Origin of the sequence: Marivirga sp., from assembly GCF_051117495.1 — a bacterium.
In the GTDB taxonomy this organism is placed as follows: Bacteria; Bacteroidota; Bacteroidia; order Cytophagales; family Cyclobacteriaceae; genus Marivirga.
Genome location: NZ_JBNPEF010000005.1, coordinates 125,473 through 151,469, shown reverse-complemented (window position 1 = coordinate 151,469; position 25,997 = coordinate 125,473). Strand labels below are relative to the sequence as shown.

The following is a 25,997-nucleotide window of genomic DNA, read 5'->3' as shown; positions in this document are numbered from 1 at the left end:
TTATTTAAAAGTGGTATAATATATCTTTAATTTAACATTTTCCTTATCAACTAAGAAATTGTCGAAGTTGCCAATATTGATCTTGGGCACCTCATTAAAAGGTGTTTGATTTCTTCTTATGAATTGACCAGTAAATAAAAAGTCATAGTCTTCATTCCATAGATCAGGATTATTATAAATTTCCTGTAAGAAAAAACTTATGTCTGCCTTTATCTCTTTCTTATCTTCATCAAAGTTCATCACAACTGGTGAGCTAGCTTGATTAGGGTTTGCCGGTGCCCCATTAGAAGTAAAATTAGACTGAAAGGCCCAGAAATCTTCTCCTTTTTTAGCTATGTTGCCATCATTTTCCAATATATATGGAATTATGTTTCCGGCTGGTCTTATTTGAGAAGATTCATTCTCAGAAACATTAAATTCATTATTACTGATGACCAATTCTGCTTTATTAATCTGCAGGAATTCTACTGTGTCAATAAAATTCAGATAACTGTCTAAATTCAATCTTGGCGATATTCCCATTAAGTTGTTAAAATAGGCTTTTGAAGGATCCGACAATTCAAAAGATTTCTTACCCGAATAATCCGATGGCACTAATGACCCTGGGTTATAATCAACATGCGTATAACTAGAGCCAGATATATCAAACTTTACACTTTTTAATGTGTCCAAAGAAGGAGCACTATAGATAACCTCTATGAAAGATTCCCCACTAGCCAGACTAATCGCTTGTAAATTATTCACTCCCGATTCAACTTCAATCTTAAATCCTCTTAAAGCATTATAAATACCAACTGAATTTAAGTCTTCATTCCTAACCCTGTTGAGTATATTATTACCTAAACTATTATTTAGTTGCACATAATCAGGTATAGTATCAACAGGATTTACAATTATTTCTTGATCTAATGAAACCTTGCTTTGCACTGGTATTTCATCATAAATAGTGTAAAGCTCACCGTTGATAGTCAAGGTATCGCTAAGTTGAGATACAATAAAATTTTGAGGTTGATTAAAATCATCCCCATGATAATAATTGAATCCTAGCTTAAGCCTAGTTTCTACTGCTGTTGCATTAGCTGGCAAACTATCTCTAATAAAATCATTTTCAAGCAATGCCCCAAAATAAGCCTCGGCTGTAAACTCACCTATCTCAGGACTGTTTTGATGGCCAACAAAAATCTGGCCTCGTGAACCTTGAACTCCATTTGTGCTGACAATTAGAGAATCGAAAGCCGTATGATTCATCTCTAAAGGAATTTCCACATACCGGATTTCGGTATTGTTTCCTCCAGGTACTAAATCACCTTCTACTTCAATAGGCTCTTCACATGAGGCGAAAAAAAAGGCCAGCAGGAATGCTGGCCCTGATAATATTTTGACAGCGAAATTAGCCTGCCAATTCTGTATATAGGTTGAAATAGGATTCTTCAAAATCCTCTCCTTTTTCAATGGTGTCAACTTTCTTTTCTTTTTCGAATGTTGAAAATAATTCATCAAGGTTTCCTTTAAACTCATCACCTGCTTTAATAACTGCGTCTGCATATTCTGCACCGATTTTTATGAACCCTTCATAATCGGCTGATTCTAGATTGGACAACATGCTGTCATCAATATCGAGCATTTTTACCTTGTCCACCAAATCTGTCCCAAATTTATGAGAGAATTCTGTATTATACACAGTAAATACAGATTTTGCATCTTTAAATATTGGGTCGTTCTTATAAGTGGTCTTTAAGTACATTGGAATCAAGCTGGTCATCCAGTCATTACAATGCACTACATCAGGCGCCCAGCCTAGTTTCTTAACTGTTTCCAACGCTCCCTTGCAGAAAAATATTGCTCTTTCATCATTGTCAGGATAGAATTTATTCTCCTTATCATGAAAAACAAATTTGCGCTGGAAGTAATCTTCATTGTCGATAAAATACACCTGAAGTTTGGCATTTGGAATTGAAGCCACCTTAATAATTAAAGGTTTTTCTTCTTCTCCTACCGAGATATTGATACCTGAAAGGCGTACTACCTCGTGTAATCTGTTCTTCCGCTCGTTAATTAATCCGAAGCGGGGTACTAAAATACGAATCTCCATACCTCTTTCCTGCATGGCTTGAGGGAGCTTTCGTACAAATTCTGCTACTTCTGATGTTTTTAAAAATGGATTGATTTCATTGGCTACGTAAAGAATTCGAAGCTTTGACATATGCTTATTGGATTTGATTAATTCATAAACGAAGCACAAAAATACAAAAAAATACTCACTTTCCATTATTTTTTTGATTAAACAGCTAGATTTGTTCCAAAACTTTCTAATTTAGCGCATTTTTTATGATAACAACGGGCTCAATCGCTGAAATTCAAGCTATTATATCCGATTTTAAGTCAGCCAATAAAAAAATTGGATTTGTCCCCACCATGGGCGCCTTACACCAAGGGCATTTGAGCTTAGTTGCTGAAGCAAAAAAGAAGGCTGATATAGTAGTTTGTAGCATTTATGTCAACCCTACCCAATTTAATAACCCAGACGATCTTAAAAAATATCCTAGAAATATTGATACTGACAAAGGATTATTGGATAAAAATGGCTGTGATGTGCTTTTCTTTCCCTCAGATGAAGTGATGTATGCCGGTAGAAATACCATTAGTTTTGATTTTGGTAAATTAGATAAAGTGATGGAGGGGAAGTTTCGCCCCAATCATTTTAGCGGTGTGGCTTTGATTGTATCCAAACTCTTTAATATAATAATGCCAGACTTTGCGTTTTTTGGACAAAAGGATTTACAGCAATTGACCATTATTAAAAAATTGGTGGAAGAACTGTTTTTCAATCTGAAAGTTATCACAGTCCCTATTAAAAGAGAGCCTCATGGATTGGCTATGTCCTCAAGAAACGAACGCTTAAGTAAACAAGAAAGAGAAGATGCCAAAATATTTTATAATGCATTAACCGAAGCAAAAACTCTTCTATCAAAAAACCACTCTGCACAAGAAGTCCAATTAAAAGTAGAATCTCTTTTTAGTGACCATCCAGCACGATTAGAATACTTTGAAATCGTCAGTGACAAGGATTTACTTCCAAAAACGGAGAACTACTTAGCCCCGGATACCGTTCTGTGCATTGCAGGGTTTATAGGAAATGTGAGATTAATAGATAATATGTATTTAAATGTAAACTCATAATTAATTTCACAGCCATTTATTATTTGGCACTGAAAATCAACTAGATAAAAAATTATCTTATGCATTTGCCTAATAGGCTCTATTTAATTTCATAACTTTGCACCCAATTTTAAGAGTATAGTATGTTAATTGAAGTTTGTAAGTCTAAAATTCACAGAGTAAAGGTTACTCAAGCAGAATTACACTATGTTGGTAGCATCACCATTGATGAGGATTTAATGGAAGCCTCCAACCTAATAGAAAATGAGAAAGTACAAATCGTCAATATCAATAATGGTGAACGATTGGAAACTTATGTCATTAAAGGAGAACGTGGGTCTGGCATGGTATGTCTCAATGGACCTGCCGCAAGAAAAGTGCAAGTAGGCGATATCATCATCATCATTGGATATGCTTATATGGATTTTGAAGAAGCAAAATCTTTCAAACCATCTTTGATATTTCCAGATGCCCATAATAAACTTAGCTAATCATTGAGAAAAGGACTTCAATCATTTCTTAAATATACCATCTCGCTAGCCATAGCCATCTTTCTTTTTTGGTATCTATATAAAGACGTGGATTTCAGTGAAATGATGGCAAGTTTCAGAAAGGCCAATCTGAATTGGATATACCTATCTATTGCCCTCGCCATGTTTAGTCATTTTTTAAGAGCTTGGCGTTGGAATATGTTATTAGAACCATTGGGTTATCAACTCAAAACCTCAAGAACATTTTTAGCCGTTATGGTTGGCTACTTAGCTAATTTTGTGGTGCCCAGAATGGGTGAAGTATCTAGATGTGGCGTGCTCAAAAAAACAGATGAGGTATCTATGAGCCAAGGTTTTGGAAGTGTGGTGACCGAGCGCATTTTTGACATGATCTGCCTCCTAATTATAATCGCATTGACTTTGGCTATTGAATTCCGCAGACTAAATGATTTCTTCTTAAATCTGTTTTTAGATAAAGCCGATGGTTTAGAGAAAAATTTCTTAACACTTTTAGCGATTGGGATCACTTTTTTAATTGGAGGCATTATCATATTTATACTGCTAAAAAGAAATCAAGCATTTCTTAGAAGAAACAAGTACTACAATAAACTTACGGCATTTTTAAGACAGCTTGTAGAAGGAATTACCTCTGTCAAAAAATTAAAAAGTCCTGCCTTGTTTTGGGTAGCCACCATAGGAATATGGGTTTGTTATTTCTTCATGACCTATGTAGTCTTTTTTAGTATGGAACCCACCCACCATTTGGGCTTTTCGGCAGGATTAATATTGCTCGTTTTGGGCGGAATTGGAATGGCAACTCCTGTACAGGGTGGAATAGGTGCCTTTCATTATTTAATAAGTGCCGGCTTACTGTTATATGGAGTGGCAGAAAAGGACGGGATAATTTTTGCCTTTGTCTTACATACTACCAATTCTATAGCGATTATGGCCGTAGGTTCAATATCTTTGTTTTTAAGTATGATTATCCCTAAGAGAAATTCAAACCAAGCTTATGCCAACAGCTGATAAAATATATTCATTGGACTCCTTAATTGACAAAAGGAAAGAATGGAAGGACCAGAAAGTGGTCTTTACCAATGGATGTTTTGATATTTTGCATTTAGGGCATGTTGACTATTTAGAAAAAGCTGCTGCTAAGGGCGACAAACTTATTGTGGCACTGAATACTGATGCTTCAGTTAGCAAATTAAAAGGGCCAACTAGACCCGTAAATAATGAAAACGCTAGGGGCAGGATCATTGCAGCATTAGCTTTTGTAGATGCTGTTATTTTTTTCTCGGATGACATCCCATTATCCTTAATAAAACAACTTAAACCTGATATTTTAGTAAAGGGAAGCGACTACAAAATTAGCAACATTGTTGGAGCCAATATCGTAATTGAAAACGGTGGAAAAGTAGAAACTATCGACCTGGTGGAAGGATACTCAACCACTAATATTATTAATAAAATAAACCAATAATAAAATGTTCTTAATAGTAATAATCATTGGATTTGCCATCATTAGTTATGCTGTGCAATCCCGCTTGAAGAGTAAATTCAAGAAGTATTCAAAAATAGCTTTGAGTTCTGGAATATCAGGTAGAGAAGCCGCAGAAAAAATGTTGAAGGATAATGGAATCTATGATGTGAAGGTAATGTCTGTTGAAGGACAGCTGACCGATCACTACAATCCAGCCAATAAAACAGTGAATTTGAGCTCAGAAGTTTATAATAATCGTTCCGCAGCAGCGGTTGCAGTAGCTACCCACGAAGTAGGTCATGCTGTACAGCATGCAAAAGCTTATGCATTCTTAGAATTGCGTTCTGCGCTTGTGCCTTTGCAAAATGTTAGTGCTAAAATCATCAACTTTGTCTTTATTGCAATGTTCTTTGGAGCTGTGTTTTTTCAACAAATATTTAGTTATGAATTAGCAATGATGGTCATCATCGGATGCTATACAGTTTTTACTCTTTTCGCTTTTATCACTTTACCAGTAGAATATGATGCCAGTAAAAGAGGTTTAGCTTGGATGACAACTTCAGGTGTAACCACTCCACAAGAGCATGATATGGCAAAAGATTCGTTAAAATGGGCGGCACGAACTTATTTAGTGGCAGCAATAGCTTCATTAGTTACGTTGCTATACTATGTGATGATGTTCTTGGGTAGCAGAGATTAAATGGATTTTTCCTATATTTGCAAAACTTTTGCGGAAACATTCTGTTTTTGCACAGAAACGACTAAAACATAATTTATAGATGGATTTTCAACTCACGGAAGAGCAGTTGGCCGTTCAGGCCGCTGCAAGAGATTTTGCACAAAACGAATTATTACCTGGAGTTATCGAAAGAGATACTCACGAAAAATTTCCTGCCGAGCAGATCAAGAAAATGGGGGAACTAGGATTCATGGGAATGATGGTGGATCCTAAATACAATGGTGGCGGTATGGATACTATCTCCTATGTATTGGCCATGGAGGAAATTTCCAAGATTGATAGTTCTGCTTCTGTTGCCATGTCTGTAAATAATTCCCTAGTTTGCTGGGGATTAGAAAAATATGGAACCGAAGAACAAAAAGAGAAATATCTTAAAAGATTGGCCACTGGCGAAATATTAGGAGCTTTTTGCCTATCGGAACCAGAAGCAGGTTCTGATGCTACTTCTCAAAGAACAACTGCCGAAGACAAAGGTGATTATTATTTGGTGAATGGTACTAAAAACTGGATCACCAATGGAAATAGTGCTTCTGTATATTTGGTAATTGCTCAGACTGATAAAGAAAAAGGTCATAAAGGAATCAACGCTTTAATAGTTGAAAGAGAAACCGAAGGCTTTGTAGTAGGTAAGAAAGAGGAAAAATTGGGTATTAGAGGTTCTGATACGCATTCTTTGATGTTCCAAGATATGAAAGTGCCCAAAGAAAACAGAATTGGTGAAGATGGATTTGGGTTTAATTTCGCTATGTCAACATTAAATGGTGGAAGAATTGGAATTGCTGCTCAGGCCTTAGGAATCGCATCAGGCGCTTATGAATTGGCTTTAAAATATTCTAAAGAAAGGAAAGCATTTGGTAAAGAAATCAGCCAGCACCAAGCCATTGCCTTCAAATTAGCTGACATGGCTACTCAAATCGAAACTGCTAGGTTGTTGTGTTTGAAAGCGGCATGGCTTAAAGACCAAAAACAAGATTTCTCCCAAGCAAGTGCCATGGCAAAGTTATATGCTTCGCAAGTGGCAATGGACACGACTGTTGAAGCTGTTCAAGTTCATGGTGGTTATGGTTTCGTTAAGGAGTATCATGTTGAGCGTTTAATGAGAGATGCAAAAATTACTCAGATCTACGAAGGAACATCTGAAATACAGAAAATCGTGATCTCAAGAAATATACTTAAATAAGCAGATTGCTGTATAAAAGCAAGTCTTCTATTAAAGACTTAATCTTAAAATAATTCAATAATTTACTCGTTAATACGCACAACCTTACATCTTAAATAGGGTTGTGCGTTTTTTGTTTGTTTTGATATAAAGCTATTATTCATTAGATTTATACAATTATTCAATTACATACTTTTACTTTTTATAGTTAATCCATTCATAAAACAAGAAAATGGAAGATTACAACAAAATCATTGAGTCTTTAGGCGTTAAGTTCGTCAAAGCAAAGAATATTAAAATTCAAAAGCCTGTAACCGTTAATAACCTCTATGAAGTAGAGAACAAAGTTATTTGGGTCAACAAAGGGGAAGTGCTGTTAGGTGAAGAAAAATTATTGGCAAAGGAAGGTGATTTTGCTTTTATTCCCGGTGGAAAAGTACATCAAATCACTTACGGCAGGGGAAGCCAAATTGAATCTATTACCAATGATAAATTTATATCAGGTAAATCAGAATATTTCACTCCAATAACTTATGATGAATTAAAGGTAGAAGGTGGTGATAGCTTTAGCTATATATCATTTGAAGCTAAGGTTTTTGATTCTGTAAACTTTTTTGCCTCTTTGGACATCCCTCCATTCATTTTTAGTAATGATACCATTAAATCATTGCATGATAGGGTATTCAAAGAACTTAATACTGATGAGCCAGGAGCTGATCGTATGGTAAAAGTTCTTACTGAATATTTACTAGTAGAATTATTTAGACACATTGTTCGCAATAAGTTATTTGTTGAGCAATTGGCTACCAACAGTACCTATTTCAAGGATCCTCGCTTAATTGATATCTTCAATTACATTAATGAGCATTTAGGAGGTGATTTATCCAACAAAAAACTTGCTGAGGTTGCCAATGTATCAGAGGATTATGTAGGGCAATATTTCAAAATGTTGACGGGTATTAATCCACAAGATTATATTGAGTATCAACGAATGGAAGAGGCCGTTACCTTATTGAGAACTTCCAAAAAGAGCATCAGAGATATAGGACATGAAGTGGGTTACAAAGATACAGCATACTTCTGCCGAAGATTTAAAATGATGTTCGGAATTCCAGCAGGAAAAATGAGGAGAAGAGAATCTCTAATGAACGTTTAATTGCCGATTAAGCATAATCTTTGCTTCAGTCATTTCTATCAATAATTGTGGGTTTTGCTCTATGGCATTACCCACAACTACCACATCTGCGCCTGACTTCCAGGCGTTTTTTGCTTTAGAGACAGAATTAATTCCACCCCCAATTATTAGCGGAACATCAATGGCTCTTTTCACAGAAGCAATCATCTTTTCACTGATCATCTTATCGGCCCCACTACCGGCATCCATATAAATAAGCTGTAATCCTAGCAATTCACCCGCAATGGCTGTACTAACTGCAATATCATGCTTATCGTAAGGAATGGGGTTAGTATTACTCATATAGGAAACAGAAGTCCTATTTCCCCCATCAATCAGCATATAGCCTGTAGGCCAAACTTCCATATTGCTTCTTTTCAGAATAGGTGCAGATAAGACATGCTGGCCAATCAACAAATCAGGATTTCTTCCTGATATTAAAGATAAATACAAAATCGCATCTGACTGCAAATCGATATATTGATTATTGCCCGGAAAAAGAATAACGGGAATATCTGTAGCCGATTTAATATCAGTAATACAACTGCTTAAAAAATCTGATACAATCAAACTACCTCCCACAAAAAAGAAATCCACTTCGTTTTCGATGGCCATATTGACTAATCGTTGCAAAGAGGCTCTATCATGGACTTTATCGGGGTCAATTAATAAAGCAAAGCATTTTTGGCCATTTGCTTTATGATTTATCAGTTGATTAAGCTTCTCTTTCTTGATCATCAGATTTTTTATTTTCCAACTGACTTAAAAAGTCTAATATTTTCTCCCTGGCAATGGCTACTAAAATTCCGCCAACTTCTGCTTTAAGGGCATCCATTATACCACTATGGCTATCATCTCTTTTAATAATAATTCGTGGTGAATCCTCATAATCCCCTTCATCTTCACCCACCTCTTTATAAACTTTAGTATTTCGGCTTTTCTTACTGCCTGTTATTAATTTCACTGCCTGATATGCCAAAAATATCCCACCTGCTATCATTAAAGCATTCTTACCAAATTTTTCGGCTTTACCTGAATATTCACTTAACTGTTCTGATAAATCTTGTTCGTATTTTTTACTTTTCTCTAAAAGTTTTTCTTGATTGCTCATGAATCTTGAATTTTAAAATTAAAATTACTCTTCTTTAATGGGTTTGTTGATAGCTTTACCAAAAATCTTTTTTAGCGCTTTACTATCCTTCAATAAATAGAAAATAATAGTTAACAAAAAATAAAATAAAGCCACTATACCAAAACCATACACATGACTATCCAAAATCTCTGTCAGATAAAATGCTAAGGTTAAACTAGCAAATAGAATTAGCAAAGTTACGGACGCCACCACAAACAGAATTGGCAAAACTTTGGCTAATTTCTCCGCTACTTTTTCTTCGATTTCCTCTCTTATTATTGCTATGCGTACCTCTAGCAAATTTTGTAATGATTCTATAATTTTATCTAGTCCCAAAAGCTCTAATAGTTTACTTTTTTTCACAACTTTACCTATTAATTGATTCCTAAGTTATATAAATTTCAGTTCATGTTAAGTTTACACGGTAAAATAATTATAAAGATTAATGCAATTAATAGCAGATAGCGGTTCAAGTAAGACAGATTGGCGTTTGTTAAATGATGACAATTCTATTGAACAATTGAAAACAAGTGGGATAAATCCTTATTTGATAAGCAAAAAAGAGCTTTTATTAAGTCTAAAAGAAGATTTTGACGGGAAAACTTTTCAACCGATCAAAGAAATTCACTATTACGGGGCTGGTTGTGGAAATGCTAAGAACAAAGAAAAAATAAAATCGGTATTTTCAAAATTCTTTAACTGCAATAACGTTTTTGTGGAAGATGATATGTTGGCGGCCGCAAGGGCTAGTTGTGGAAATGAGCCTGGTATTGCCTGCATTTTAGGCACAGGCGCAAATGCTTGCCAATTTGATGGCCAAGAGATTGAGGATAGAATGATATCATTTGGTTATGCTTTGGGAGATGAAGGAAGTGGTAATTACATTGGTAAATTGACACTGAAAGCGTATTTGGAGGATGAAATGCCAGACATACTCGCTAAAAAATTTAAAGCAAACTATCCTGAAATCAATTTGGAATACGCTCTGGAACAAATTTATCAGAATCCTTATCCCAATAGGTTTTTCGCTCAATTTTTCCAATTTGCATTAAACCATCAAAAAGAGCGGTACTTTTTTGAGATGATATCCGAAGCCTTTCAGTTGTTTCTGGAAAAATCCGTGATGAAATTTAAGGACCATCAAGATTTGCCCATTCATTTTGTGGGTGGAGTAGGCTATAATGCCAACTCCATTATGAGAATGGTTTTAAGCAAAAATAATTTAAAGGCAGGGAATTTTATGGAAAATCCTATTGCAGGATTGACCCTTTATCATAAAAATCAGCATTCATGAGCATTACAGAATCAGAATCAAACTTTAATAATCTGGAAAATCTTTCTATAGCAGAATTGCTTCATGGTATCAATCAGGAAGATCAGTCTGTGGCCTTTTCAGTACAAAAAGCACTTCCACAGATTCAAAAAGCATTACAGGTAATTGTTCAAAAAATGCAGGCTGGCGGAAGATTATTTTATATTGGGGCAGGAACAAGTGGGAGGCTAGGCATATTGGATGCTTCCGAATGTCCGCCAACATTTGGGGTTAGTCATGATAAAGTAATTGGCTTAATTGCAGGTGGGGACAGTGCCATAAGAAAAGCAGTGGAATTTGCGGAGGATGACAAAACTCAGGCCTGGAAAGATTTACAGGAGTATAATATCTCTAATAAAGATTTTCTAATAGGAATAGCTGCTTCGGGAAGAACTCCATACGTTATTGGGGGATTGAAAACAGCACAGGAAAAAGGAATTAAAACTGCCTGCATCACATGCAATCCTAATTCTGAAGTGGTAAAAGTATCTGAATACCCGATTGAAGTTCCAGTTGGCCCCGAGTTTGTGACTGGAAGCACCAGAATGAAAGCAGGCACTGCACAAAAAATGGTGCTAAATATGATTTCCACCACTGCCATGATTCAATTAGGGCATGTTAAAGGAAATAGAATGGTGGATATGCAACTAAGCAATGATAAATTGGTAGAAAGAGGCACAAAAATGATTATGCATGAACTTCAGCTTGATTTTGATAAAGCTAAAAATTTATTGTTAAAATATGGTTCTGTAAGAAAAGCTGTGGAGGCAGGAAAAAAATGAATATATTGACATCTCAATTGAAGAGTTGAAAAAAACCAATAATTTGTCAGTTTCCAATAAAACCCAAGGTATGAAATCATTTATTATAACAATACTATTTTTAATCACATTCCATTTGTCACATGCTCAGGTCAAATTAAACCATATAGCAGTTTATGTGGAAAATTTATCTGAAAGCAAGTCTTTCTATTCCGATATTATTGGATTGGAAGAAATTGAAGAACCCTTTAAAGACGGATTGCATGTTTGGTATAAATTGGGAGTGTCGCAGCTGCATCTGATTGAAGGTGAGTGGAAAGAACCTACCATCAATAAAAATAACCATTTATGTTTTAGCATAGAGGATATGGAAGGTTTTATCAAAAATTTAAAGGCAAAGAAAATTCACTTTGAAAACTGGATTGGTGAAGCTGGTAAAATCACCCAAAGGGTAGATGGCGTGCAACAGATCTATTTCCAAGACCCTAATGGTTATTGGGTGGAAGTGAATGATGATTATTGAATAGCGCTAAAATTGACAGGAATGTAAAGTGAATTTTCAAAAATCCATTACCTCTTTTAGGTATTTTTACCTAAAAGCACTGGAGTTCTCAAGTATTTATAAAGTTTTGGTGAAAACACCAAAACAGGATTTTATATTACTGACTTTATGATAATTTTGAATGCATAAACCTTATAAGTATGAAAACTTTATGTTTAGTGATTTCAGTCTTTTTAATGACCGCATTCAACTCGCAAGAGTCCAATAAATTAAGTGGTGGTTGGCAAATCACTACAAATAAAGGCCTAAGCGGTCAATGGATAATGGCCGAAAAGCATTTTGCCGTAACCTTCTATAAGGGCAATGATTTCAAATACACTTACGGAGGAAGTTGGAAACTCACCAATAATAATCAAATCGAAATTACTTACGAATTCCATACCGATGACAAAGAGAAAGTTGGTCAAAAAGAAAAGTTTGATTACACTTTAAAAAGGAAGAAGCTAGAAATTGGAGATTTAACATGGAAAAGAACAGACGAAAACAAACCAGGAGAATTGGCGGGCGCATGGTTAATTACCGGTAGAGAACGTAATGGAGAAATGAACACGATGACCCCGGGAGCTAGAAAAACCATGAAAATCTTATCGGGTACTTATTTCCAATGGATAGCCTACAATAGTGAAACTGGTGATTTCATGGGAACAGGTGGAGGAGATTATACTACCAAGAATGGAAAATATACCGAAATTATCAAATTTTTCTCCAGAGACAACAGTAGAGTGGGTGCGGAATTAGCGTTCAATTATGAATTAAAAAATGAAGAATGGCATCACAGCAGAAAAAGCAGCAAAGGTGATCCTATTTATGAGATATGGAGTGATAGGGTGGATTTGGGAATTTGAAAACAGAAATATTTTAATAAATATAGAGAGGGGATGACTCAGGATATGATAGATGTTCGAAATTGAAAAAGAACATAGAAGGTTATTGGGAATTCTTGTCCGGTAATGATTTATCTGGTTCAGTTAGTGCCTTTTTAGCACGATGTCGAAGTTTGGCTCTTTCAATGGTCTTTTCTCGGTAATCAGCATCCAAATGATATTTTTCACGGGACATAGTTTTTCTCTTTTTTCTAAATTCTTCATTTTCCCTATACTTCTTTTCAAGCCTTTCAAGCACTTTTTCTTTATTTCTTTGATACCAAGTTTTCTTCATTACTATTATATTTTCTGTTTACATCTCAATTCAATATGCTGAAAATTCTTGAAAATTGTATGGAATGTAAAAATTTTTGAATACTTAGATTAAATTTTGTCTTAATATATTATGGTAATTAATTTAAAACCCAATCCCATTATTATTATGCAATTGATATTGGTGTTCTTCCAAATAATAGATTTCAGACAGGTTCATTGGGTTATGGACTTCTTTTTCGACTCCTAGATGAGCCAGTAAAGCTTTTGATTTTGGGATGCTTAATTTGTTGAATTCATACATTAATTTCAATCTTCCTTTTCGCATTAAAGCCGGGTCTATCTGGTGCAGTTCCGTATTAAAGGTGGCAATAATTTTAATGCCCAATCCATCTCCTAAAATTCCATCTGTTAGATTCAGTAACATGGAAATGGCTGACGTTCTAGCATTATTATCGGTTTTTAGTAATTCTTCCGAATCTTCAATCACCAATATGATATTTCTATTATCCAGAAGGAAATCAGTAAGGGCAAAATCATCTAAATTGAGCGCGACTTTTGGAGGCAGGAATACCATCCTTTTATTGACCTGATGTATAAGATATTTGATGTAGGAACTTTTTCCTGTTCCAGGGGCTCCATAAAGCAAATATAGGCCCGATCCATTCTCATCCGAGAGCTCTCTTTTCAATTGTTCATCTACGGCATCAAAACCATCATTATAATGTAAAGACAAATCGACTTCCTGTTTTTTAATTTCAAGATCTTTAGGCATTAGTCCCATTTTACTTTGAACAATCATGGAAATTCCCGATTTCTCCTTCTTTACAAATTTCTTCATCCCTTCAATTAGTGTAGCCTTCATTTTAGCTCCTTTACCATAAGCCATTTGCATCATGTCTGAAGCAATTTCCAAAACTATTTCATCTTTGAAAACATAAATAGCAGAAAGCATTTCCTCACTTTCCTTTTCAGAAAATTTTTCACGTTTATGCTTGCTGATAATCTCATCGGAAAAATCTGATTCCAGCCATTCGCTAATTTTATTGATGTCCACATCATACATTTCAAAAGTGCTGGGTACTTCTTCAAATCGACTGAAAAATATTTGTCCGGCATTAATATCACCCTGAAAATCAAATGGAGACAAAGTCCATTGAATAGATTGTTGGTTTTGATGGATGCTCTTCATTCTAAAAAAATTTTATAATTACTAAATGCCAAATTAGGGGTTATAGCCTAGTATTCAAACTAATTCATATTTCAATTGAGCTTCATTTCAAAAGCCATGAACGGTTGATTATGAAATAAATATTATATAATTTAATGGAATTATTATACTTAGTAAATCAAGACCTTACAAAATGAAAACACAAAAAGAACAACATCTAAATTATTTATCAAGCAAGAGTCCCTTTAAAATTGATTGTAAAGTCACCATTTTTAGTGAAGAAGAACTTAGTATTTTAAGAAATTTTGGACATTGGTTTAAAGCCTTAGCGGAAGGCGAATTAGAGCCATTTACTGAAAAACAAAAACTTTTTATTGAAGCAGCAAACGGACAAAGGGAGCCTTTTTCATTAGAGGAAAAAGCTTGGGTAAGATATACCAAAAGGAAAGAAATAGAAGAAAAATACGGTCATGTATTGAATTCAAGACCAGAATTGGAAACTGATCCTTTTTATTCCAGAGAGGGCGCCAAACATCTAAGAAGAAGCCAAATGAGCACCATGGGGAAAAATCATTGGGGTTGATCATTTGAAATATAACTTAGAATCTGTAATTCTTACTAAGAACTATACCTCTTAAAATTCTCAGCCTGTTCAAAAATCTCCTGATACACTTCATCACGATCTACAGGAGGGTAATCATTTTCACCAAGCAAGACCACTAAATTAGCTTTAAGCTCCGCTTTAATATCTTCCCTTTTGTTCCAGTCGGTGTACTTAGCTTTATCATCCACTAAGGCCTTTACGTTTTCTGATAGAGGGATAAGCTTTTCATCAGGATATTCAAAGTCATATTTGTTGGCCAGCTGCTTTAAGATGTCGTAGAATGCTTTGGCTTCAAAACTAATCCCTAATTCATCACCAGAAGCGAAGGCTGCTTTCATATCCATGATCATATTGGTGAATTGCTCCGCAATATCATCGTAAACCTGACCTTGATAGTCATTTAGCTCTTTACGTTCATTGTACTGATCTACTAGCGACTGGAATTTCTTACTAAAATCAATTCCCTTAGCACGATTAGTTTTCTTAAACTCTTCAATGGCTTTTTTAAGCAATTGCTGTAAAAGCTTTATCTTAGTATTCGGCAGTTTTACACCATTGATTTTATCTAAATAATCTTCGTCAAATAAATTTATTTGATGGGTCGGTTCATCTCCTAATTGGTAAATTTCCTCTACACCATCACTTTTGATCGCCTGCCTGATTAATTCCCTTACCTTTTCATTCATCTGAGCAGTATCAGGCGCATTTCCTTTGGTTAACTTATGGATGATGGAACGAACTGCTAAATAGAAATGAATTTGATCTCTTCTGTCTTCTCCCAATTCCTCAGAACCTACGCAAACATCATAAGCGGCTTTCAGTCTTTTGACCAATTCCATAAAGCGCTTTTCCTGCTGATTAGTTTGCATAGCAAAATCAGCTGCTCTCTTGAGGCAATCTAATCTTTCAGTAGGATTTCCCTGATAATATAAACTAGCATCAAAATGATGGAACATTTTTTCCAACACATTTAAATAATCCTTAACAGCTATGATACTTTGATCAATGTCCTCGAAACTATCTCCTTCTAATTTGGAATACATAGCTAAAGCCTGATTCATCTTGGATTTTATGCCAATATAATCTACTACCAAGCCTTTGTTTTTGTCTTCGTAATTGCGGTTTACTCGAGAGATAGTTTGTATTAAGGAATGCTTTTGTATGGGCTTATCAATATAAATAGTATCCAGAAAAGGAACATCAAATCCTGTTAACCACATATCCACCACTAAGGCAATCTTGAAATTCGATTTTGCTTCTTTGAATTGTCGGTCTAATTCTGATTTGTACTCTTTCGTTCCTAGCAAATCATAGAGATCATCATCGTCTTCCTTATTTCGAGTCATCACCATTTTTACTTTTTCAATGGCTTTAATCTCTTTTTCCTCTCCTTTTTCCAGTTCTGCTCCTGGGGCTGCTGTTCTGATTTCTCCCCAATCAGGTCGTAAGCTGATGAGTTCATTGTAAAAAGCATAGGCGATTTTCCGACTGCTGCAAACGAACATAGCTTTACCCAAGACAGTAGATCCTTCTTCCACTCGTTTTTCATAATGCTGTACAAAATCTTCCGCTACTGCTTTTATTCGGTCTGAATCCCCAATTATGGCATTCATTTTAGCATTCGCTTTTTTGGATTCCTCTACCTGATATTCATTGGCTCCTGCCTCTGCCGCTTCATCATAATACTTTTCAATCTCTTGGAGTTTTTCATTATCCAAAAGCACTTTGGCAGCTCGACCTTCATACACAATGCGAACTGTAATTTCATCGGTGACTGACTCCCTCATGGTGTAGGCATCCACCACAGGGCCAAATACATCGATTGTAGCATCGATTGGAGTTCCTGTGAAGCCAACATAAGTGGCATTCGGTAAAGAATCATGCAGGTACTTTGCAAAGCCATAGCTTTTTTTTGCTCCTTTTTCTGTAATCTTAATCTTTTGATCTAAGTTGACCTGAGAACGGTGTGCTTCATCTGAAATACAAATGACATTATCTCTTTCAGTAAGCAATTGGGTATCTTCTGTAAACTTGTGAATGGTAGTCAAAAACACGCCACCACTGCTTCGACCTTGCAATAATTCCCGCAAATGTGCTCTACTTGTGACGGATTCAATGCTATTATCACCTACAAAAGTTTTAGCTCCTGTAAATTGCTTGGACAATTGATCATCCAAATCCGTTCGGTCGGTAATCACTACTATGGTCGGACTGGAAAGAGCTGTACTTCGCATCAGCAAGCGAGTTAGAAAAAGCATAATATAGCTTTTACCACATCCAGTAGCGCCAAAGTAGGTGCCGCCTTTTCCATCACCTAGAGGTCGTTTTTGCTTTTTAATACTTTCAAAAAGTTTTCGAGCAGCATAGTATTGCGGATATCGGCATAATATCTTTTCCTGCTTATGGGATTGATCCGGAATGAGAATAAAATTTCTAATGATATCTTTAAGCCTATCCCTTTCAAACATCCCTAATATTAAAGATTTCATAGAATCAATCCCCTGCATTTCTTCCTGCTCTTCTCCTGTAATTTTACGCCAGGCATAAAAGAATTCTTCTTTAGCGAAAAAAGAACCAGCTTTTGAATTAACGCCATCACTAATGACACAAAAGGCATTGTATTTAAATAGCTCTGGAATATTTCTTCGATAGGTAACAGTCAGTTGCCTGTATGCATTATGAATGGTAACGTCTTCTTGAATGGCTGTTTTAAATTCAAAAACCACCAAAGGCAATCCGTTGATATAAAGAATCATATCAGGAATGCGCATTTCAGATCCCTGAATGGCTAATTGGTTGACTACTTTGTAGCTGTTATTTTCATCATCTTCATGATCAATGAATTCGATAAATAAGTCTTTCTGCTTGTAATCCTCTCTTTTAAAAATAAACCCATTACTCAGCTTTCGCATGAAAGTTTTATTACTTTCATAGAGGTCTGCAGCTGGCAATTTTTTTATTTCTCGAATGATACGCTCTATTTCAATAAGCGTAATACCCTCTTTTTCGTATCTCTTAGCTAAATACTGAGTCAAATCATCTCGAATGAGAACATCTTCTTCCACCACATGGCCATATTGAATCCTGGGCTCTTGAGCTAATTGCGTAGCTTTAGCCTGTCTTAGATCAGACCCATTATGATAGGCATAATCCAGCTTCTGGAATTCATCAATAAAACTTGCTTCAAGTTGGGCTTCGGTGAACTTCATATTTTATTGGTTAATACCCATTTACCTCTAGTTCCTCCTTGTCTTATAATCATGCCTTTTTCCTTTAAATTATCAATATGAGCCTGTGCAGCAGAAACATTGATCCCTAGTTTTTCAGCAAGAGCCCTTTTTGTCAATTTACTATCTTGTCTTATTAGTTCTAGCACTTCTTTCTGGCGATCTGTTAATTCTATTAGACCACTTATTGGACCACCACCAAGTGAGGACTCAGTTTTACCAATTTCTTTAGGGAATGACATTCTTATAAAGTTCTCACTAATTTTAAAACAATCTTTTGGATAAACCTGAAGTATTCTTGGTATTCCTGAACCAAGCTGTTCTACCATATCCAAATCCTTGAAAATCCGTATTTGACCATTTTGGAGTGGCATATAACTAGACATAAAAATTTTATAGAAGGAAATAGCTACTGACATTATCTTTTCTTTTTCAATTCATTAGTATTTTTATCAAGATGCTTTATAAAATCTTTCTCCACTTTAGAAAGTTCACCTTTAGTTCTCTCTTTAAATTTTTCATACTCCAGATGCGCTTTTTCCATTGCATCTTGATGGCTAATGGAATCAGCATGATCTAAAATATCATTTCCGGTCATTGTCAGAAAATCATCCAAGCGGGCAGTCCAATCTTTCATATACATTGGTTTTCTATTCAAGGCCTGAAGTTCTGCCAATTCCAAATAGGCCGTCACCATCCTATTGAGTATATCCAATTCTTTTTCCGTTAGATAGTTCTTCGCAATCTCGGTTTCTTGTTTAGTAGGCTTTTCTCCCTTAAAGTTGGTTAAGCCGAGATTATCTTTTTCAGCATCAATCCTTTTATATACAATCTCAGCAGCAGTTTGGCCATGGGCTGCCCAATGCATTTTGTTTTGAACTGTTTTAAAAAAAGCCTGTGAAGTTTCAGTTGATGGGTCATAATCAATACTGGTAGCATAAATATCAAGCACTTTCCGCCAAAACACCTTTTCTGAAGAACGGATATCGCGGATTCGGGCAAGTAGTTCATCAAAGTAATTACCTCCACCTGCTTCTTTTAGCAATTCATCATTCATGGTAAACCCTTTCACAATGTACTCTTTGATGCGAGCGGTTGCCCATTTACGAAACTGCACCCCTCTATGGGATTTCACCCTATAGCCAACCGAAATAATAACATCCAAATTGTAGAAATTGGTGGGTTTGGTAGAAAAATCGGAAATTCCGATTTTTCTCATTGATGTTTCCTGTTCTAGCTCTCCTTCTTTAAATATATTAAGGATATGTTCATTAATGGTCGACTTTCCTTTCTGGAATAGTTCCGCCATCTGATCAATAGTCAACCAAACAGTCTCATTTTCCAAACGGGTTTGTATTTTGGTTTGCCCGTCTTCTGTTTGATAAATGATGAGTTCGCTCTTAGTCATTTCTTAGCTGAAATCTATTTTATATATTTCACCTCCCTCCAAAATAAAGGACTGGTGTAATAGTTTAATAACTTAAATATGCTGTTTAAACTTCACTAAAGCAAAAGAAATAGACTTTTTGATTAAGCGAAATGTCCAGTTTTTTAATTAAAAAACTGGACATTTTATCAATGAAACGTTATATGAGATATGGTTGTTGAATTCTGGAATTCAACAACCAATACTATCTTTTAATTTTCTAATTCATCAATGGAAGAATTTTCAACTCCTTGCCTCTGTTCATTCAAAGTTTTCAATTTAATTTCCAACTCATCAAAAAGCTCAGCGAACTTATCATTCTTAATAAACCCTTCGACTGTATTTTGCAAATCAGTTATTTGATCATTATTTAAGTTATAGGTTTTTCCGCATAAAAAGACCCAACCTTCTTTTTCATTTCTTTTATTATAACCCTCTATTGAAGGGTATTGACGAATAATTTCAAGAATTTCTGAATGATTGTAAAAATCCATATATTCAGAAGTGAGGAAAATATTCACCCAAATTTCTTTTTGTCCAGCCAATAACTTATCAAAGTAAACGGAGAAGTATATTTTATCAACTCCTTCTTTCTGTATCTCCCTATACTTATAGAACTGTTTAGTATTTAATGTGGCAGACTTAACCTCCAAATTAGGTTGGTTATCCCACGCATTTACAATCTGAGTTTTGATATGATCTTTGGCCTGATCATTAAATTTGACGGTATCTAATATTTTGTCTTGATTTTCAATATAAAATTTAAAATCATCTGAGGAAAGCAATTTTGTACTCATATTTTCAATGTTTTGGTATAAGTCCTTAAGGAAAGTGAAATATTTTTCTGAAGCTTCCATGAGGTGGTTACCAATATTGGACATCACAGCTTTTAAAAAATCCAAGTGAAGAACATTTACAAAGTTTTGATGCAGATTCCCACTTTGTTTTCCTAAGGTCAACAATACACCTACTATATTTTTTGTCTTTACTTCTTTGGTAGCAGTATTCCAATAATCATCCAGATTATTGGCCAAGTGATGGTAAATCTTATTTTCGATTAAGATAGCTTGTTCATCATTATATAGAAACAGGTCTATTCTCCCTTTCTCTTCTGTCCCGTATTCCGTTTCAATCACAAATTCCTGAAAATCATCTAAAAAATTCTCCACTTGCTGCATTTGCTCTTTTATACATTCAATAAAAGAGTTGATAAACAAATGCCCTAAACCATACTCTTCATGTGGATCAAAATAAAAAGCATAGATATTAGAAATCACATTTTCGTAATGCGGCTGACGGGCTATTTCCAAAAAGGTTTTTGGTTGCTTTTTTACAGAAGGGATTTCGTTATTATTTAAGAACTCTTCTAATTCTGTTATTTTAAATTTATGAGGTTCGGCCATCTTATCTAATTATTTTCTAAAATATAGTCACGCATAACAATTATAGAATTTTTTAATTCTCTAGGGTCAGGTACACCATTATCAGCTCTATGATGAATTTGATTTCTAATAAAAGTATGAATTGAAACCTCATTTGGATACGTCAACCATGGAAACGTTTTACTTTCACCTAAAACATCTTGAAAAAAAATTTGATCAAACTGCTTTATTCCTGTATCTGGTGCTTGTTCATTTTTTAGATGCTCGTTTAATTCATTATGATACTCCTCAGTTATTTCTCCAAATGCACTGAAATTAACTTCATTTAAAGATGGATAGGACAAACACGTAGGTTCAATATCAGATATTTGTTTCTGTCCGTTATCACTTGAAATTAATCTTAAGTCACCAAATTGTAAGGACTTTACTATTATAGAACTGTGGCTGGTTAAAAATATTTGAGTATTCTCAGTATTTGACAACTCTAATAAGGCATTAACCAATTGACGTTGATGCTCATAATGTTGTGAAGTTTCGGGTTCTTCTATTGCATAAATAATACTAGGAATATCTGCTTGTTCTCTTCTGTGTTCTGCTTCTGCCCTAAAAAAGTTAATGAGAACTAGTCTCTTTACTCCACTACCTCTTTTGTTTATAGGGATATCATCATCCCCTGTAATAGAAACATTTTTAAAAACATCATTCCATTTTAATGCTTCATCATCTGGTATCTTAGGGTCTAAACTATCTGCAATCTCTGGGTTCATTTCTCTTAGCTTTTCCAGAGTTTTATTTGAGACTTCTGATAATTTCTCTTTAACTTCTTCGGATACCTCCCTTAATTTATTTTGTAATTGAGTATCTGAAAGGATTTGTTTAACCGCCTCTTTTAATGGGTCTTGGACTTCATTATCACCATCACTATTTTTTCGATCTGACTGAAATAACGAGTATAGAGGCAGTTTTAATCTAAGCTTATCCCATATTGTTTTTGTTTCACCTTTTGATACATCTAATAATATTTCTTCCAATGCTAGTTCATCCTGAAAATGTGTCCAGATTGCCGCTCTCATAATGGCATTTTTAGAGCGGTTTTCACACTCTATATTTTCTCCATCTAAGATTCGCCTTAAATCAGCTGGTTTAGCTGAAAACAAATCACTACATAAAGAATGAGTAGGGTGATTAACTTTAATGAATACCTTTTCTTTACCAGCATTTTTGTATCTCTTAATAATCTCTAAATCTCCATCATTATTAAGAAGATACTCATTAGCTAAGACAGTTGGGTTTGTTTCATCGATTATAATAGAAGCAGGTAAATTCTCAAAAATCGCTGTAAAAACAGTTTCATCATCTCCTCCATCCAATGCTGCTTTATTAACGTCATCCTTATCAAATTTTATGGTTCCTTTTGCCTCATTGAAAAAAATATCCATAGCTTTTAAAACGGTAGATTTTCCAATATCATTTTTTCCGACAAAAACTGTTAAATCATCCAAAGAAATCTCTACTTCGTCATTGTAGCCTCGAAAATTTTTGATTTTAAATTGCTTTAGTCTCATTTTTTAGGTTTTGATTAAAATACAACTTTTTAAATATATGAAAATTTTGAAAAGATCACCTCCTTTTATAAGTTTCTAATTCCCATTGGGCTAAATTTTGACCATTGGCTTCCTGCTTAGCTGCAGAAATGATGTGTAAGTATTCCTTTTTTGAATCTAGTTCTGTCCAATTTGTAAAAGGAACTATTTTGAGTGATTGGATGATGATTCTATCAACAGGAAAATGAGGTGGTTCTTTGATAAAACCAGCACACCAAAGGTATTTTAAGTACAGGTTTAATAATTTTTGAGCGATTCCAAATCGGAACTTGTTATCCGTTAGCTCTATTCCATGTTGATCCGCAATCGATTTAGCTTTGTTTCTTACTTTATCGATATAATCAATATGGTCATCTTCAATAATACTGCCATTTCGATATTGATCAGAAAGCTCATTTAGATACTCAAATAACTCTTTTCTAAAATGACTTTTCCGTCTGTCAGTAGCATGTTGGTAAACATTGGCTCTCTGAAAAGCTGCTCCTACCGACAGTATCCAGAATTCAGTTCTAAGATATTGTTCTTTTTCATCTATCATCTCTTAAATATCTTCAACTATTTCCTCAACTTCTGGAACTTTCAATTCTCCCGAAATCAGTTTTGGAAGCAAAGTATCCCTAATTTTAGAAAGACTTAATAACTCCCTTGAATTTAACTCGATTTTTTCGTCTTGACTTGAAGCTATTTTATGAAAAGCAGATATTATAGATTCAATATTTCCGAAAGCCTCAAGACTCTTTAACTGCTTTTGATTAATACTTCCAAATACAGTTCCTCCTGATTCATAGCTGTCCAAAATAGCTTTCTTATGCTTCATGAAGTAATAAGTATAAGATTTTGACGATGATTTATGTCGGATTGCACATAAGCCTCTTCCAATTGAACAATCATTCAAAGCAATATTTACATCACCCACAGGAGCACGAACACTCATTAAAGTATCGCCTTTACTTGCAAAGCGTTTTGGTTCAGAGCAATAGATTCGATCAGTAGGATATCGGAAACCAAAATCTGCTTTGCCTTGAAAAAACCTTATTCCTTCGCCATTTTCATTGTAAGTGGAACCTGGAGGCGATTGGCCCATCGTAACATTAAATTCATTTCCAATATTACTGATTTCCCACCCCTCAGGCACCCAACCCAACTCCTCAGTAAATACAAATCGATCTGGAAACAAATCAGCGATTTCTTGAGGCAGGGCTTTTCTTTTGTCACCCAAAGCTTTGCGCTTTTCTGCATTGGCTTGTAGAGGCTCTGGTATTTCATGACCAGCTGCTAAAGCTTTGTCGAGCACAGGATCAAAATCTACAAACCAACTTTTGAATAGAGCTTGAGCCATTTCCTCCAAAGTCTCATTCATTTTACGGTTAAGCTCGATTTTATCATCTAAAGTACCAAGGATATGGGCAATTGCTTTTTGTTCTTTAAACAGAGGTAATTTAATATTTAAAGATTTCAAATCATTAATAGTGATTTGAGATTGAGCTGAACCAGTGTCAAGATATTTTAAGTTATTTCTTAAAAATAGATAATAAAAATACTTCTTAGAAATATCAGATTTTTCAAAGTGTATCTTAATAGACAAATTTGTTAAATAGCTTTTTTCTTTTACTAATTTAACGTTTCCTGTACCACCCACGCCCCTTGCCACTACAATTACATCGCCTGATTTTACATTAAATTCAGGATATGTTGAATGGTATCTATAGCCAGAATAAATAGGATAGTCTCCTTTCCCAATTTTTTCTTTCTTTGGCATTTTCCCGTAGGATAACGAAGATATGTCACCCAGTTTATATATCTTCCTTTCACTCGCCATATCCCAACATCTTTAAATTCTCTCGAATAGCTTCATCCAGCTTTTCTCCTTCTTCCATTTGAGAAAACAGCTGTTTTGATAGGCTTTCCATTTTTTCTTCAAAGGGTACGCCATCATCTATCACATCTGCCATGCCTACATATCGACCAGGCGTTAAAACGTAATCGTTTTTGGCTATTTCTTTTAGAGTAGCGGATTTACAGTAGCCCGCTATGTCTTCATAGGCGAGAGATTCCGGATAATCTTCGTTCCTCAGATTTCCGGAATGACGAGGGGAAAGGGAACGCCACGCATGATAGGTTTGTGCGATTTTTTGAATATCCTCAGATGTCAGTTCTTTATGGACTCTATCCATCATAGTACCCATTTCCCTTGCATCGATAAAAAGGGTTTCTCCGCTGCGATCTCTAAAGCCTCTTTTGGTGTCAGCTTTTTTGTTTTTGGTCATAAACCATAAACATACGGGAATTTGAGTAGTGTAAAAGAGTTGTCCGGGCAAGGCGATCATACAATCCACCAAATCATTTTCAATCATGCTTTTTCGCAATTCACCTTCGCCAGAAGTATTGGAACTCATAGAGCCATTGGCCAATACAAAGCCTGCAGTTCCGTTTTCGGAAAGTTTAGAAAGCATATGCATAATCCATGCATAGTTGGCATTGCCAACAGGTGGCACTTCATAGCCTTTCCATCGGGCATCATCGGTCAATTCATTTTTATCACGCCATGCACTTTGGTTAAAAGGTGGATTGGCCATGATATAATCAGCTTTTAAATCAGGATGCTGATCATTGAAAAAAGTATCAGCTGGCACATCTCCCAAATTGGCAGAGATGCCACGAATGGCCAGGTTCATTTTTGCCAGTTTGTAGGTGGTAGCTGTATATTCCTGTCCATAAACAGAGATGTCTTTTTTATCACCATTATGGCTTTCCACAAATTTGATGGACTGCACAAACATCCCACCTGAACCACAGCATGGATCGTAAATCTTGCCTTTATAAGGTTCCAGCATTTCAGCAATCAGGTTTACAATGCTTTTAGGCGTATAAAACTCTCCGCCACCTTTTCCTTCTGCAGAAGCGAATTTCCCTAAGAAGTATTCGTAAATACGCCCAATTACATCTTCTTTTTCATCCAGTAGGGTATCAATATTATTGACCGTATCTAATAAGGCAGAAAGCTTAGCAGCATCCATTCCTAGCCGTGAGAAATAATTGTCGGGCAAAGCTCCTTTTAAGGAGGGGTTGTTGCGTTCCACATTATGCAAAGCGGAATCAATTTTCAAAGCAATATCATCCTGCTTGGCATTCTCCATAATATAAGACCAACGAGCTTCCTCAGATAGAAAGAAGACATTCTGCATATTGTAGAACTCCTTCATTTCGAGATATTTTTCTTTGCCTTCTGCTATGAGTTCTTGCTTTCTCTTCTCGAATTTATCAGAAGTAAATTTCAAGAAGATAAGTCCTAATACTACATGTTTGTATTCTGAGGATTCTACCTTTCCCCTTAATTTATTGGCAGATTCCCAAAGTGATTCTTCTATGGATTTTTGATTTTTTACTGCAGCTTTCTTAGCCATGGATTAGATTATTGTTTATTCAGCAAAGATGCCGAAAATTTTGATTTCAGTTGATTAAAAAAATAGATCAG

General features: G+C 35.2%; 27 protein-coding genes. 12 read left to right on the top strand and 15 right to left on the bottom strand.

Features of this window, described 5'->3' with window-relative positions; all coding sequences use genetic code 11:
• Both ACFE0M_RS04295 and ACFE0M_RS04290 read right to left on the bottom strand, forming a co-directional pair.
• Entirely contained in the window at positions 1-1,434 is a 1,434-nt protein-coding gene (locus ACFE0M_RS04295) for a DUF4270 family protein (RefSeq protein WP_434544511.1), read from the bottom strand.
• Positions 1,391-2,203, bottom strand: a complete 813-nt coding sequence (locus tag ACFE0M_RS04290) for a glycogen/starch synthase (protein WP_434544510.1) — start codon at positions 2,201-2,203, stop codon at positions 1,391-1,393. Before ACFE0M_RS04290 ends, ACFE0M_RS04295 begins: the two co-directional genes overlap by 44 nt.
• Positions 2,204-2,328: 125 nt before the next feature.
• Between ACFE0M_RS04290 and panC the strand changes: the two genes are divergently transcribed.
• The 7 genes from panC (at position 2,329) to ACFE0M_RS04255 (ending at position 8,187) form a co-directional block, all read left to right on the top strand.
• Positions 2,329-3,180, top strand: a complete 852-nt coding sequence (panC, locus tag ACFE0M_RS04285; RefSeq protein ID WP_434544509.1) for a pantoate--beta-alanine ligase — start codon at positions 2,329-2,331, stop codon at positions 3,178-3,180.
• 122 nt (positions 3,181-3,302) lie between these two features.
• On the top strand, positions 3,303-3,650 hold the full coding sequence (gene panD / locus ACFE0M_RS04280) for an aspartate 1-decarboxylase (protein ID WP_434544508.1): 348 nt from the start codon (positions 3,303-3,305) through the stop codon (positions 3,648-3,650).
• 3 nt (positions 3,651-3,653) lie between these two features.
• A complete protein-coding gene (locus ACFE0M_RS04275) occupies positions 3,654-4,676 on the top strand; it encodes a lysylphosphatidylglycerol synthase transmembrane domain-containing protein (RefSeq protein WP_434544507.1) in 1,023 nt (340 codons plus the stop codon).
• Positions 4,663-5,133, top strand: a complete 471-nt coding sequence (gene rfaE2 / locus ACFE0M_RS04270) for a D-glycero-beta-D-manno-heptose 1-phosphate adenylyltransferase (protein WP_434544506.1) — start codon at positions 4,663-4,665, stop codon at positions 5,131-5,133. The genes ACFE0M_RS04275 and rfaE2 overlap by 14 nt, the downstream gene beginning before the upstream one ends.
• A 4-nt stretch (positions 5,134-5,137) precedes the next feature.
• Positions 5,138-5,833 carry a zinc metallopeptidase gene (locus ACFE0M_RS04265; protein WP_434544505.1) on the top strand — a complete coding sequence of 232 codons (696 nt, stop codon included), beginning with the start codon at positions 5,138-5,140 and terminating at the stop codon, positions 5,831-5,833.
• A 79-nt stretch (positions 5,834-5,912) separates the two neighbouring features.
• Entirely contained in the window at positions 5,913-7,052 is a 1,140-nt protein-coding gene (locus tag ACFE0M_RS04260; protein WP_434544503.1) for an acyl-CoA dehydrogenase, read from the top strand.
• 211 nt (positions 7,053-7,263) lie between these two features.
• Complete coding sequence (locus ACFE0M_RS04255) at positions 7,264-8,187, top strand: AraC family transcriptional regulator (RefSeq protein ID WP_434544502.1); 924 nt, start codon at positions 7,264-7,266, stop codon at positions 8,185-8,187.
• On the opposite strand, the gene ACFE0M_RS04250 is transcribed toward ACFE0M_RS04255, so the two are convergent.
• From ACFE0M_RS04250 to ACFE0M_RS04240, 3 genes are read right to left on the bottom strand one after another with little or no spacing between them, the layout of a single operon-like run.
• Entirely contained in the window at positions 8,173-8,943 is a 771-nt protein-coding gene (locus tag ACFE0M_RS04250; RefSeq protein ID WP_434544501.1) for a geranylgeranylglyceryl/heptaprenylglyceryl phosphate synthase, read from the bottom strand. The genes ACFE0M_RS04255 and ACFE0M_RS04250 overlap by 15 nt on opposite strands.
• Positions 8,921-9,316 carry a hypothetical protein gene (locus tag ACFE0M_RS04245; protein ID WP_434544500.1) on the bottom strand — a complete coding sequence of 132 codons (396 nt, stop codon included), beginning with the start codon at positions 9,314-9,316 and terminating at the stop codon, positions 8,921-8,923. The genes ACFE0M_RS04250 and ACFE0M_RS04245 overlap by 23 nt, the downstream gene beginning before the upstream one ends.
• A 24-nt stretch (positions 9,317-9,340) precedes the next feature.
• Complete coding sequence (locus tag ACFE0M_RS04240; protein WP_434544499.1) at positions 9,341-9,700, bottom strand: phage holin family protein; 360 nt, start codon at positions 9,698-9,700, stop codon at positions 9,341-9,343.
• Positions 9,701-9,782: 82 nt separating this feature from the next.
• Here ACFE0M_RS04240 and ACFE0M_RS04235 point away from each other — a divergent pair, with 82 nt between their 5' ends.
• The 4 genes from ACFE0M_RS04235 (at position 9,783) to ACFE0M_RS04220 (ending at position 12,817) form a co-directional block, all read left to right on the top strand.
• A complete protein-coding gene (locus ACFE0M_RS04235; protein WP_434544498.1) occupies positions 9,783-10,631 on the top strand; it encodes a BadF/BadG/BcrA/BcrD ATPase family protein in 849 nt (282 codons plus the stop codon).
• Positions 10,628-11,431, top strand: a complete 804-nt coding sequence (gene murQ, locus ACFE0M_RS04230) for an N-acetylmuramic acid 6-phosphate etherase (protein WP_434544497.1) — start codon at positions 10,628-10,630, stop codon at positions 11,429-11,431. The genes ACFE0M_RS04235 and murQ overlap by 4 nt, the downstream gene beginning before the upstream one ends.
• 70 nt (positions 11,432-11,501) lie before the next feature.
• Entirely contained in the window at positions 11,502-11,933 is a 432-nt protein-coding gene (locus tag ACFE0M_RS04225; protein WP_434544496.1) for a VOC family protein, read from the top strand.
• 179 nt (positions 11,934-12,112) lie between these two features.
• The gene (locus tag ACFE0M_RS04220; RefSeq protein ID WP_434544495.1) at positions 12,113-12,817 is read left to right on the top strand and encodes a membrane or secreted protein; all 705 of its coding nucleotides are present in this window, start codon (positions 12,113-12,115) and stop codon (positions 12,815-12,817) included.
• Between the two features lie 82 nt (positions 12,818-12,899).
• Here the strand turns inward: ACFE0M_RS04220 and ACFE0M_RS04215 are convergent, their stop codons facing one another.
• Together ACFE0M_RS04215 and ACFE0M_RS04210 are read right to left on the bottom strand one after the other, a co-directional pair.
• Positions 12,900-13,130 carry a hypothetical protein gene (locus tag ACFE0M_RS04215; protein WP_434544494.1) on the bottom strand — a complete coding sequence of 77 codons (231 nt, stop codon included), beginning with the start codon at positions 13,128-13,130 and terminating at the stop codon, positions 12,900-12,902.
• 123 nt (positions 13,131-13,253) lie between these two features.
• Positions 13,254-14,300: an AAA family ATPase gene (locus tag ACFE0M_RS04210; RefSeq protein ID WP_434544493.1), complete on the bottom strand. Its 1,047-nt coding sequence runs from the start codon at positions 14,298-14,300 to the stop codon at positions 13,254-13,256.
• Between the two features lie 172 nt (positions 14,301-14,472).
• Here ACFE0M_RS04210 and maoP point away from each other — a divergent pair, with 172 nt between their 5' ends.
• Positions 14,473-14,862, top strand: a complete 390-nt coding sequence (maoP, locus tag ACFE0M_RS04205; RefSeq protein WP_434544492.1) for a DUF413 domain-containing protein — start codon at positions 14,473-14,475, stop codon at positions 14,860-14,862.
• Between the two features lie 35 nt (positions 14,863-14,897).
• Here the strand turns inward: maoP and ACFE0M_RS04200 are convergent, their stop codons facing one another.
• From ACFE0M_RS04200 to ACFE0M_RS04165, 8 genes are all read right to left on the bottom strand, one after another.
• Positions 14,898-18,092 (bottom strand): type I restriction endonuclease subunit R, encoded by a 3,195-nt coding sequence (locus ACFE0M_RS04200; protein ID WP_434544491.1) that lies wholly within the window; start codon positions 18,090-18,092, stop codon positions 14,898-14,900.
• Complete coding sequence (locus ACFE0M_RS04195; protein WP_434544490.1) at positions 18,089-18,529, bottom strand: winged helix-turn-helix domain-containing protein; 441 nt, start codon at positions 18,527-18,529, stop codon at positions 18,089-18,091. The genes ACFE0M_RS04200 and ACFE0M_RS04195 overlap by 4 nt, the downstream gene beginning before the upstream one ends.
• Positions 18,529-19,518 (bottom strand): virulence RhuM family protein, encoded by a 990-nt coding sequence (locus tag ACFE0M_RS04190; protein ID WP_434544489.1) that lies wholly within the window; start codon positions 19,516-19,518, stop codon positions 18,529-18,531. The genes ACFE0M_RS04195 and ACFE0M_RS04190 overlap by 1 nt, the downstream gene beginning before the upstream one ends.
• A 230-nt stretch (positions 19,519-19,748) precedes the next feature.
• Complete coding sequence (locus ACFE0M_RS04185; RefSeq protein WP_434544488.1) at positions 19,749-20,939, bottom strand: PD-(D/E)XK nuclease family protein; 1,191 nt, start codon at positions 20,937-20,939, stop codon at positions 19,749-19,751.
• Positions 20,940-20,944: 5 nt separating this feature from the next.
• Entirely contained in the window at positions 20,945-22,483 is a 1,539-nt protein-coding gene (locus tag ACFE0M_RS04180) for an ATP-binding protein (RefSeq protein WP_434544487.1), read from the bottom strand.
• Positions 22,484-22,538: 55 nt separating this feature from the next.
• Positions 22,539-23,060, bottom strand: coding sequence for a hypothetical protein (locus ACFE0M_RS04175; RefSeq protein WP_434544486.1), 522 nt, complete (start codon positions 23,058-23,060; stop codon positions 22,539-22,541).
• 3 nt (positions 23,061-23,063) lie between these two features.
• A complete protein-coding gene (locus ACFE0M_RS04170) occupies positions 23,064-24,341 on the bottom strand; it encodes a restriction endonuclease subunit S (RefSeq protein WP_434544485.1) in 1,278 nt (425 codons plus the stop codon).
• The gene (locus tag ACFE0M_RS04165; protein WP_434544484.1) at positions 24,331-25,926 is read right to left on the bottom strand and encodes an N-6 DNA methylase; all 1,596 of its coding nucleotides are present in this window, start codon (positions 25,924-25,926) and stop codon (positions 24,331-24,333) included. The genes ACFE0M_RS04170 and ACFE0M_RS04165 overlap by 11 nt, the downstream gene beginning before the upstream one ends.
• Positions 25,927-25,997: the final 71 nt, after the last annotated feature.

Excerpts from the sequence above, each read along its gene's own strand:
- ACFE0M_RS04250 (WP_434544501.1), bottom strand. The coding sequence starts at position 8,943 with ATGATCAAGAAAGAGAAGCTTAATCAACTGATAAATCATAAAGCAAAT.
- ACFE0M_RS04235 (WP_434544498.1), top strand. The coding sequence starts at position 9,783 with ATGCAATTAATAGCAGATAGCGGTTCAAGTAAGACAGATTGGCGTTTG.
- panC (WP_434544509.1), top strand. The coding sequence starts at position 2,329 with ATGATAACAACGGGCTCAATCGCTGAAATTCAAGCTATTATATCCGAT.
- ACFE0M_RS04290 (WP_434544510.1), bottom strand. The coding sequence starts at position 2,203 with ATGTCAAAGCTTCGAATTCTTTACGTAGCCAATGAAATCAATCCATTT.
- rfaE2 (WP_434544506.1), top strand. The coding sequence starts at position 4,663 with ATGCCAACAGCTGATAAAATATATTCATTGGACTCCTTAATTGACAAA.
- ACFE0M_RS04265 (WP_434544505.1), top strand. The coding sequence starts at position 5,138 with ATGTTCTTAATAGTAATAATCATTGGATTTGCCATCATTAGTTATGCT.
- ACFE0M_RS04185 (WP_434544488.1), bottom strand. The coding sequence starts at position 20,939 with ATGGCCGAACCTCATAAATTTAAAATAACAGAATTAGAAGAGTTCTTA.
- ACFE0M_RS04175 (WP_434544486.1), bottom strand. The coding sequence starts at position 23,060 with ATGATAGATGAAAAAGAACAATATCTTAGAACTGAATTCTGGATACTG.
- ACFE0M_RS04255 (WP_434544502.1), top strand. The coding sequence starts at position 7,264 with ATGGAAGATTACAACAAAATCATTGAGTCTTTAGGCGTTAAGTTCGTC.
- ACFE0M_RS04190 (WP_434544489.1), bottom strand. The coding sequence starts at position 19,518 with ATGACTAAGAGCGAACTCATCATTTATCAAACAGAAGACGGGCAAACC.
- ACFE0M_RS04165 (WP_434544484.1), bottom strand. The coding sequence starts at position 25,926 with ATGGCTAAGAAAGCTGCAGTAAAAAATCAAAAATCCATAGAAGAATCA.
- panD (WP_434544508.1), top strand. The coding sequence starts at position 3,303 with ATGTTAATTGAAGTTTGTAAGTCTAAAATTCACAGAGTAAAGGTTACT.
- ACFE0M_RS04200 (WP_434544491.1), bottom strand. The coding sequence starts at position 18,092 with ATGAAGTTCACCGAAGCCCAACTTGAAGCAAGTTTTATTGATGAATTC.
- ACFE0M_RS04195 (WP_434544490.1), bottom strand. The coding sequence starts at position 18,529 with ATGTCAGTAGCTATTTCCTTCTATAAAATTTTTATGTCTAGTTATATG.
- maoP (WP_434544492.1), top strand. The coding sequence starts at position 14,473 with ATGAAAACACAAAAAGAACAACATCTAAATTATTTATCAAGCAAGAGT.
- ACFE0M_RS04220 (WP_434544495.1), top strand. The coding sequence starts at position 12,113 with ATGAAAACTTTATGTTTAGTGATTTCAGTCTTTTTAATGACCGCATTC.
- ACFE0M_RS04180 (WP_434544487.1), bottom strand. The coding sequence starts at position 22,483 with ATGAGACTAAAGCAATTTAAAATCAAAAATTTTCGAGGCTACAATGAC.
- ACFE0M_RS04260 (WP_434544503.1), top strand. The coding sequence starts at position 5,913 with ATGGATTTTCAACTCACGGAAGAGCAGTTGGCCGTTCAGGCCGCTGCA.
- ACFE0M_RS04215 (WP_434544494.1), bottom strand. The coding sequence starts at position 13,130 with ATGAAGAAAACTTGGTATCAAAGAAATAAAGAAAAAGTGCTTGAAAGG.
- murQ (WP_434544497.1), top strand. The coding sequence starts at position 10,628 with ATGAGCATTACAGAATCAGAATCAAACTTTAATAATCTGGAAAATCTT.
- ACFE0M_RS04225 (WP_434544496.1), top strand. The coding sequence starts at position 11,502 with ATGAAATCATTTATTATAACAATACTATTTTTAATCACATTCCATTTG.
- ACFE0M_RS04170 (WP_434544485.1), bottom strand. The coding sequence starts at position 24,341 with ATGGCGAGTGAAAGGAAGATATATAAACTGGGTGACATATCTTCGTTA.
- ACFE0M_RS04245 (WP_434544500.1), bottom strand. The coding sequence starts at position 9,316 with ATGAGCAATCAAGAAAAACTTTTAGAGAAAAGTAAAAAATACGAACAA.
- ACFE0M_RS04210 (WP_434544493.1), bottom strand. The coding sequence starts at position 14,300 with ATGAAGAGCATCCATCAAAACCAACAATCTATTCAATGGACTTTGTCT.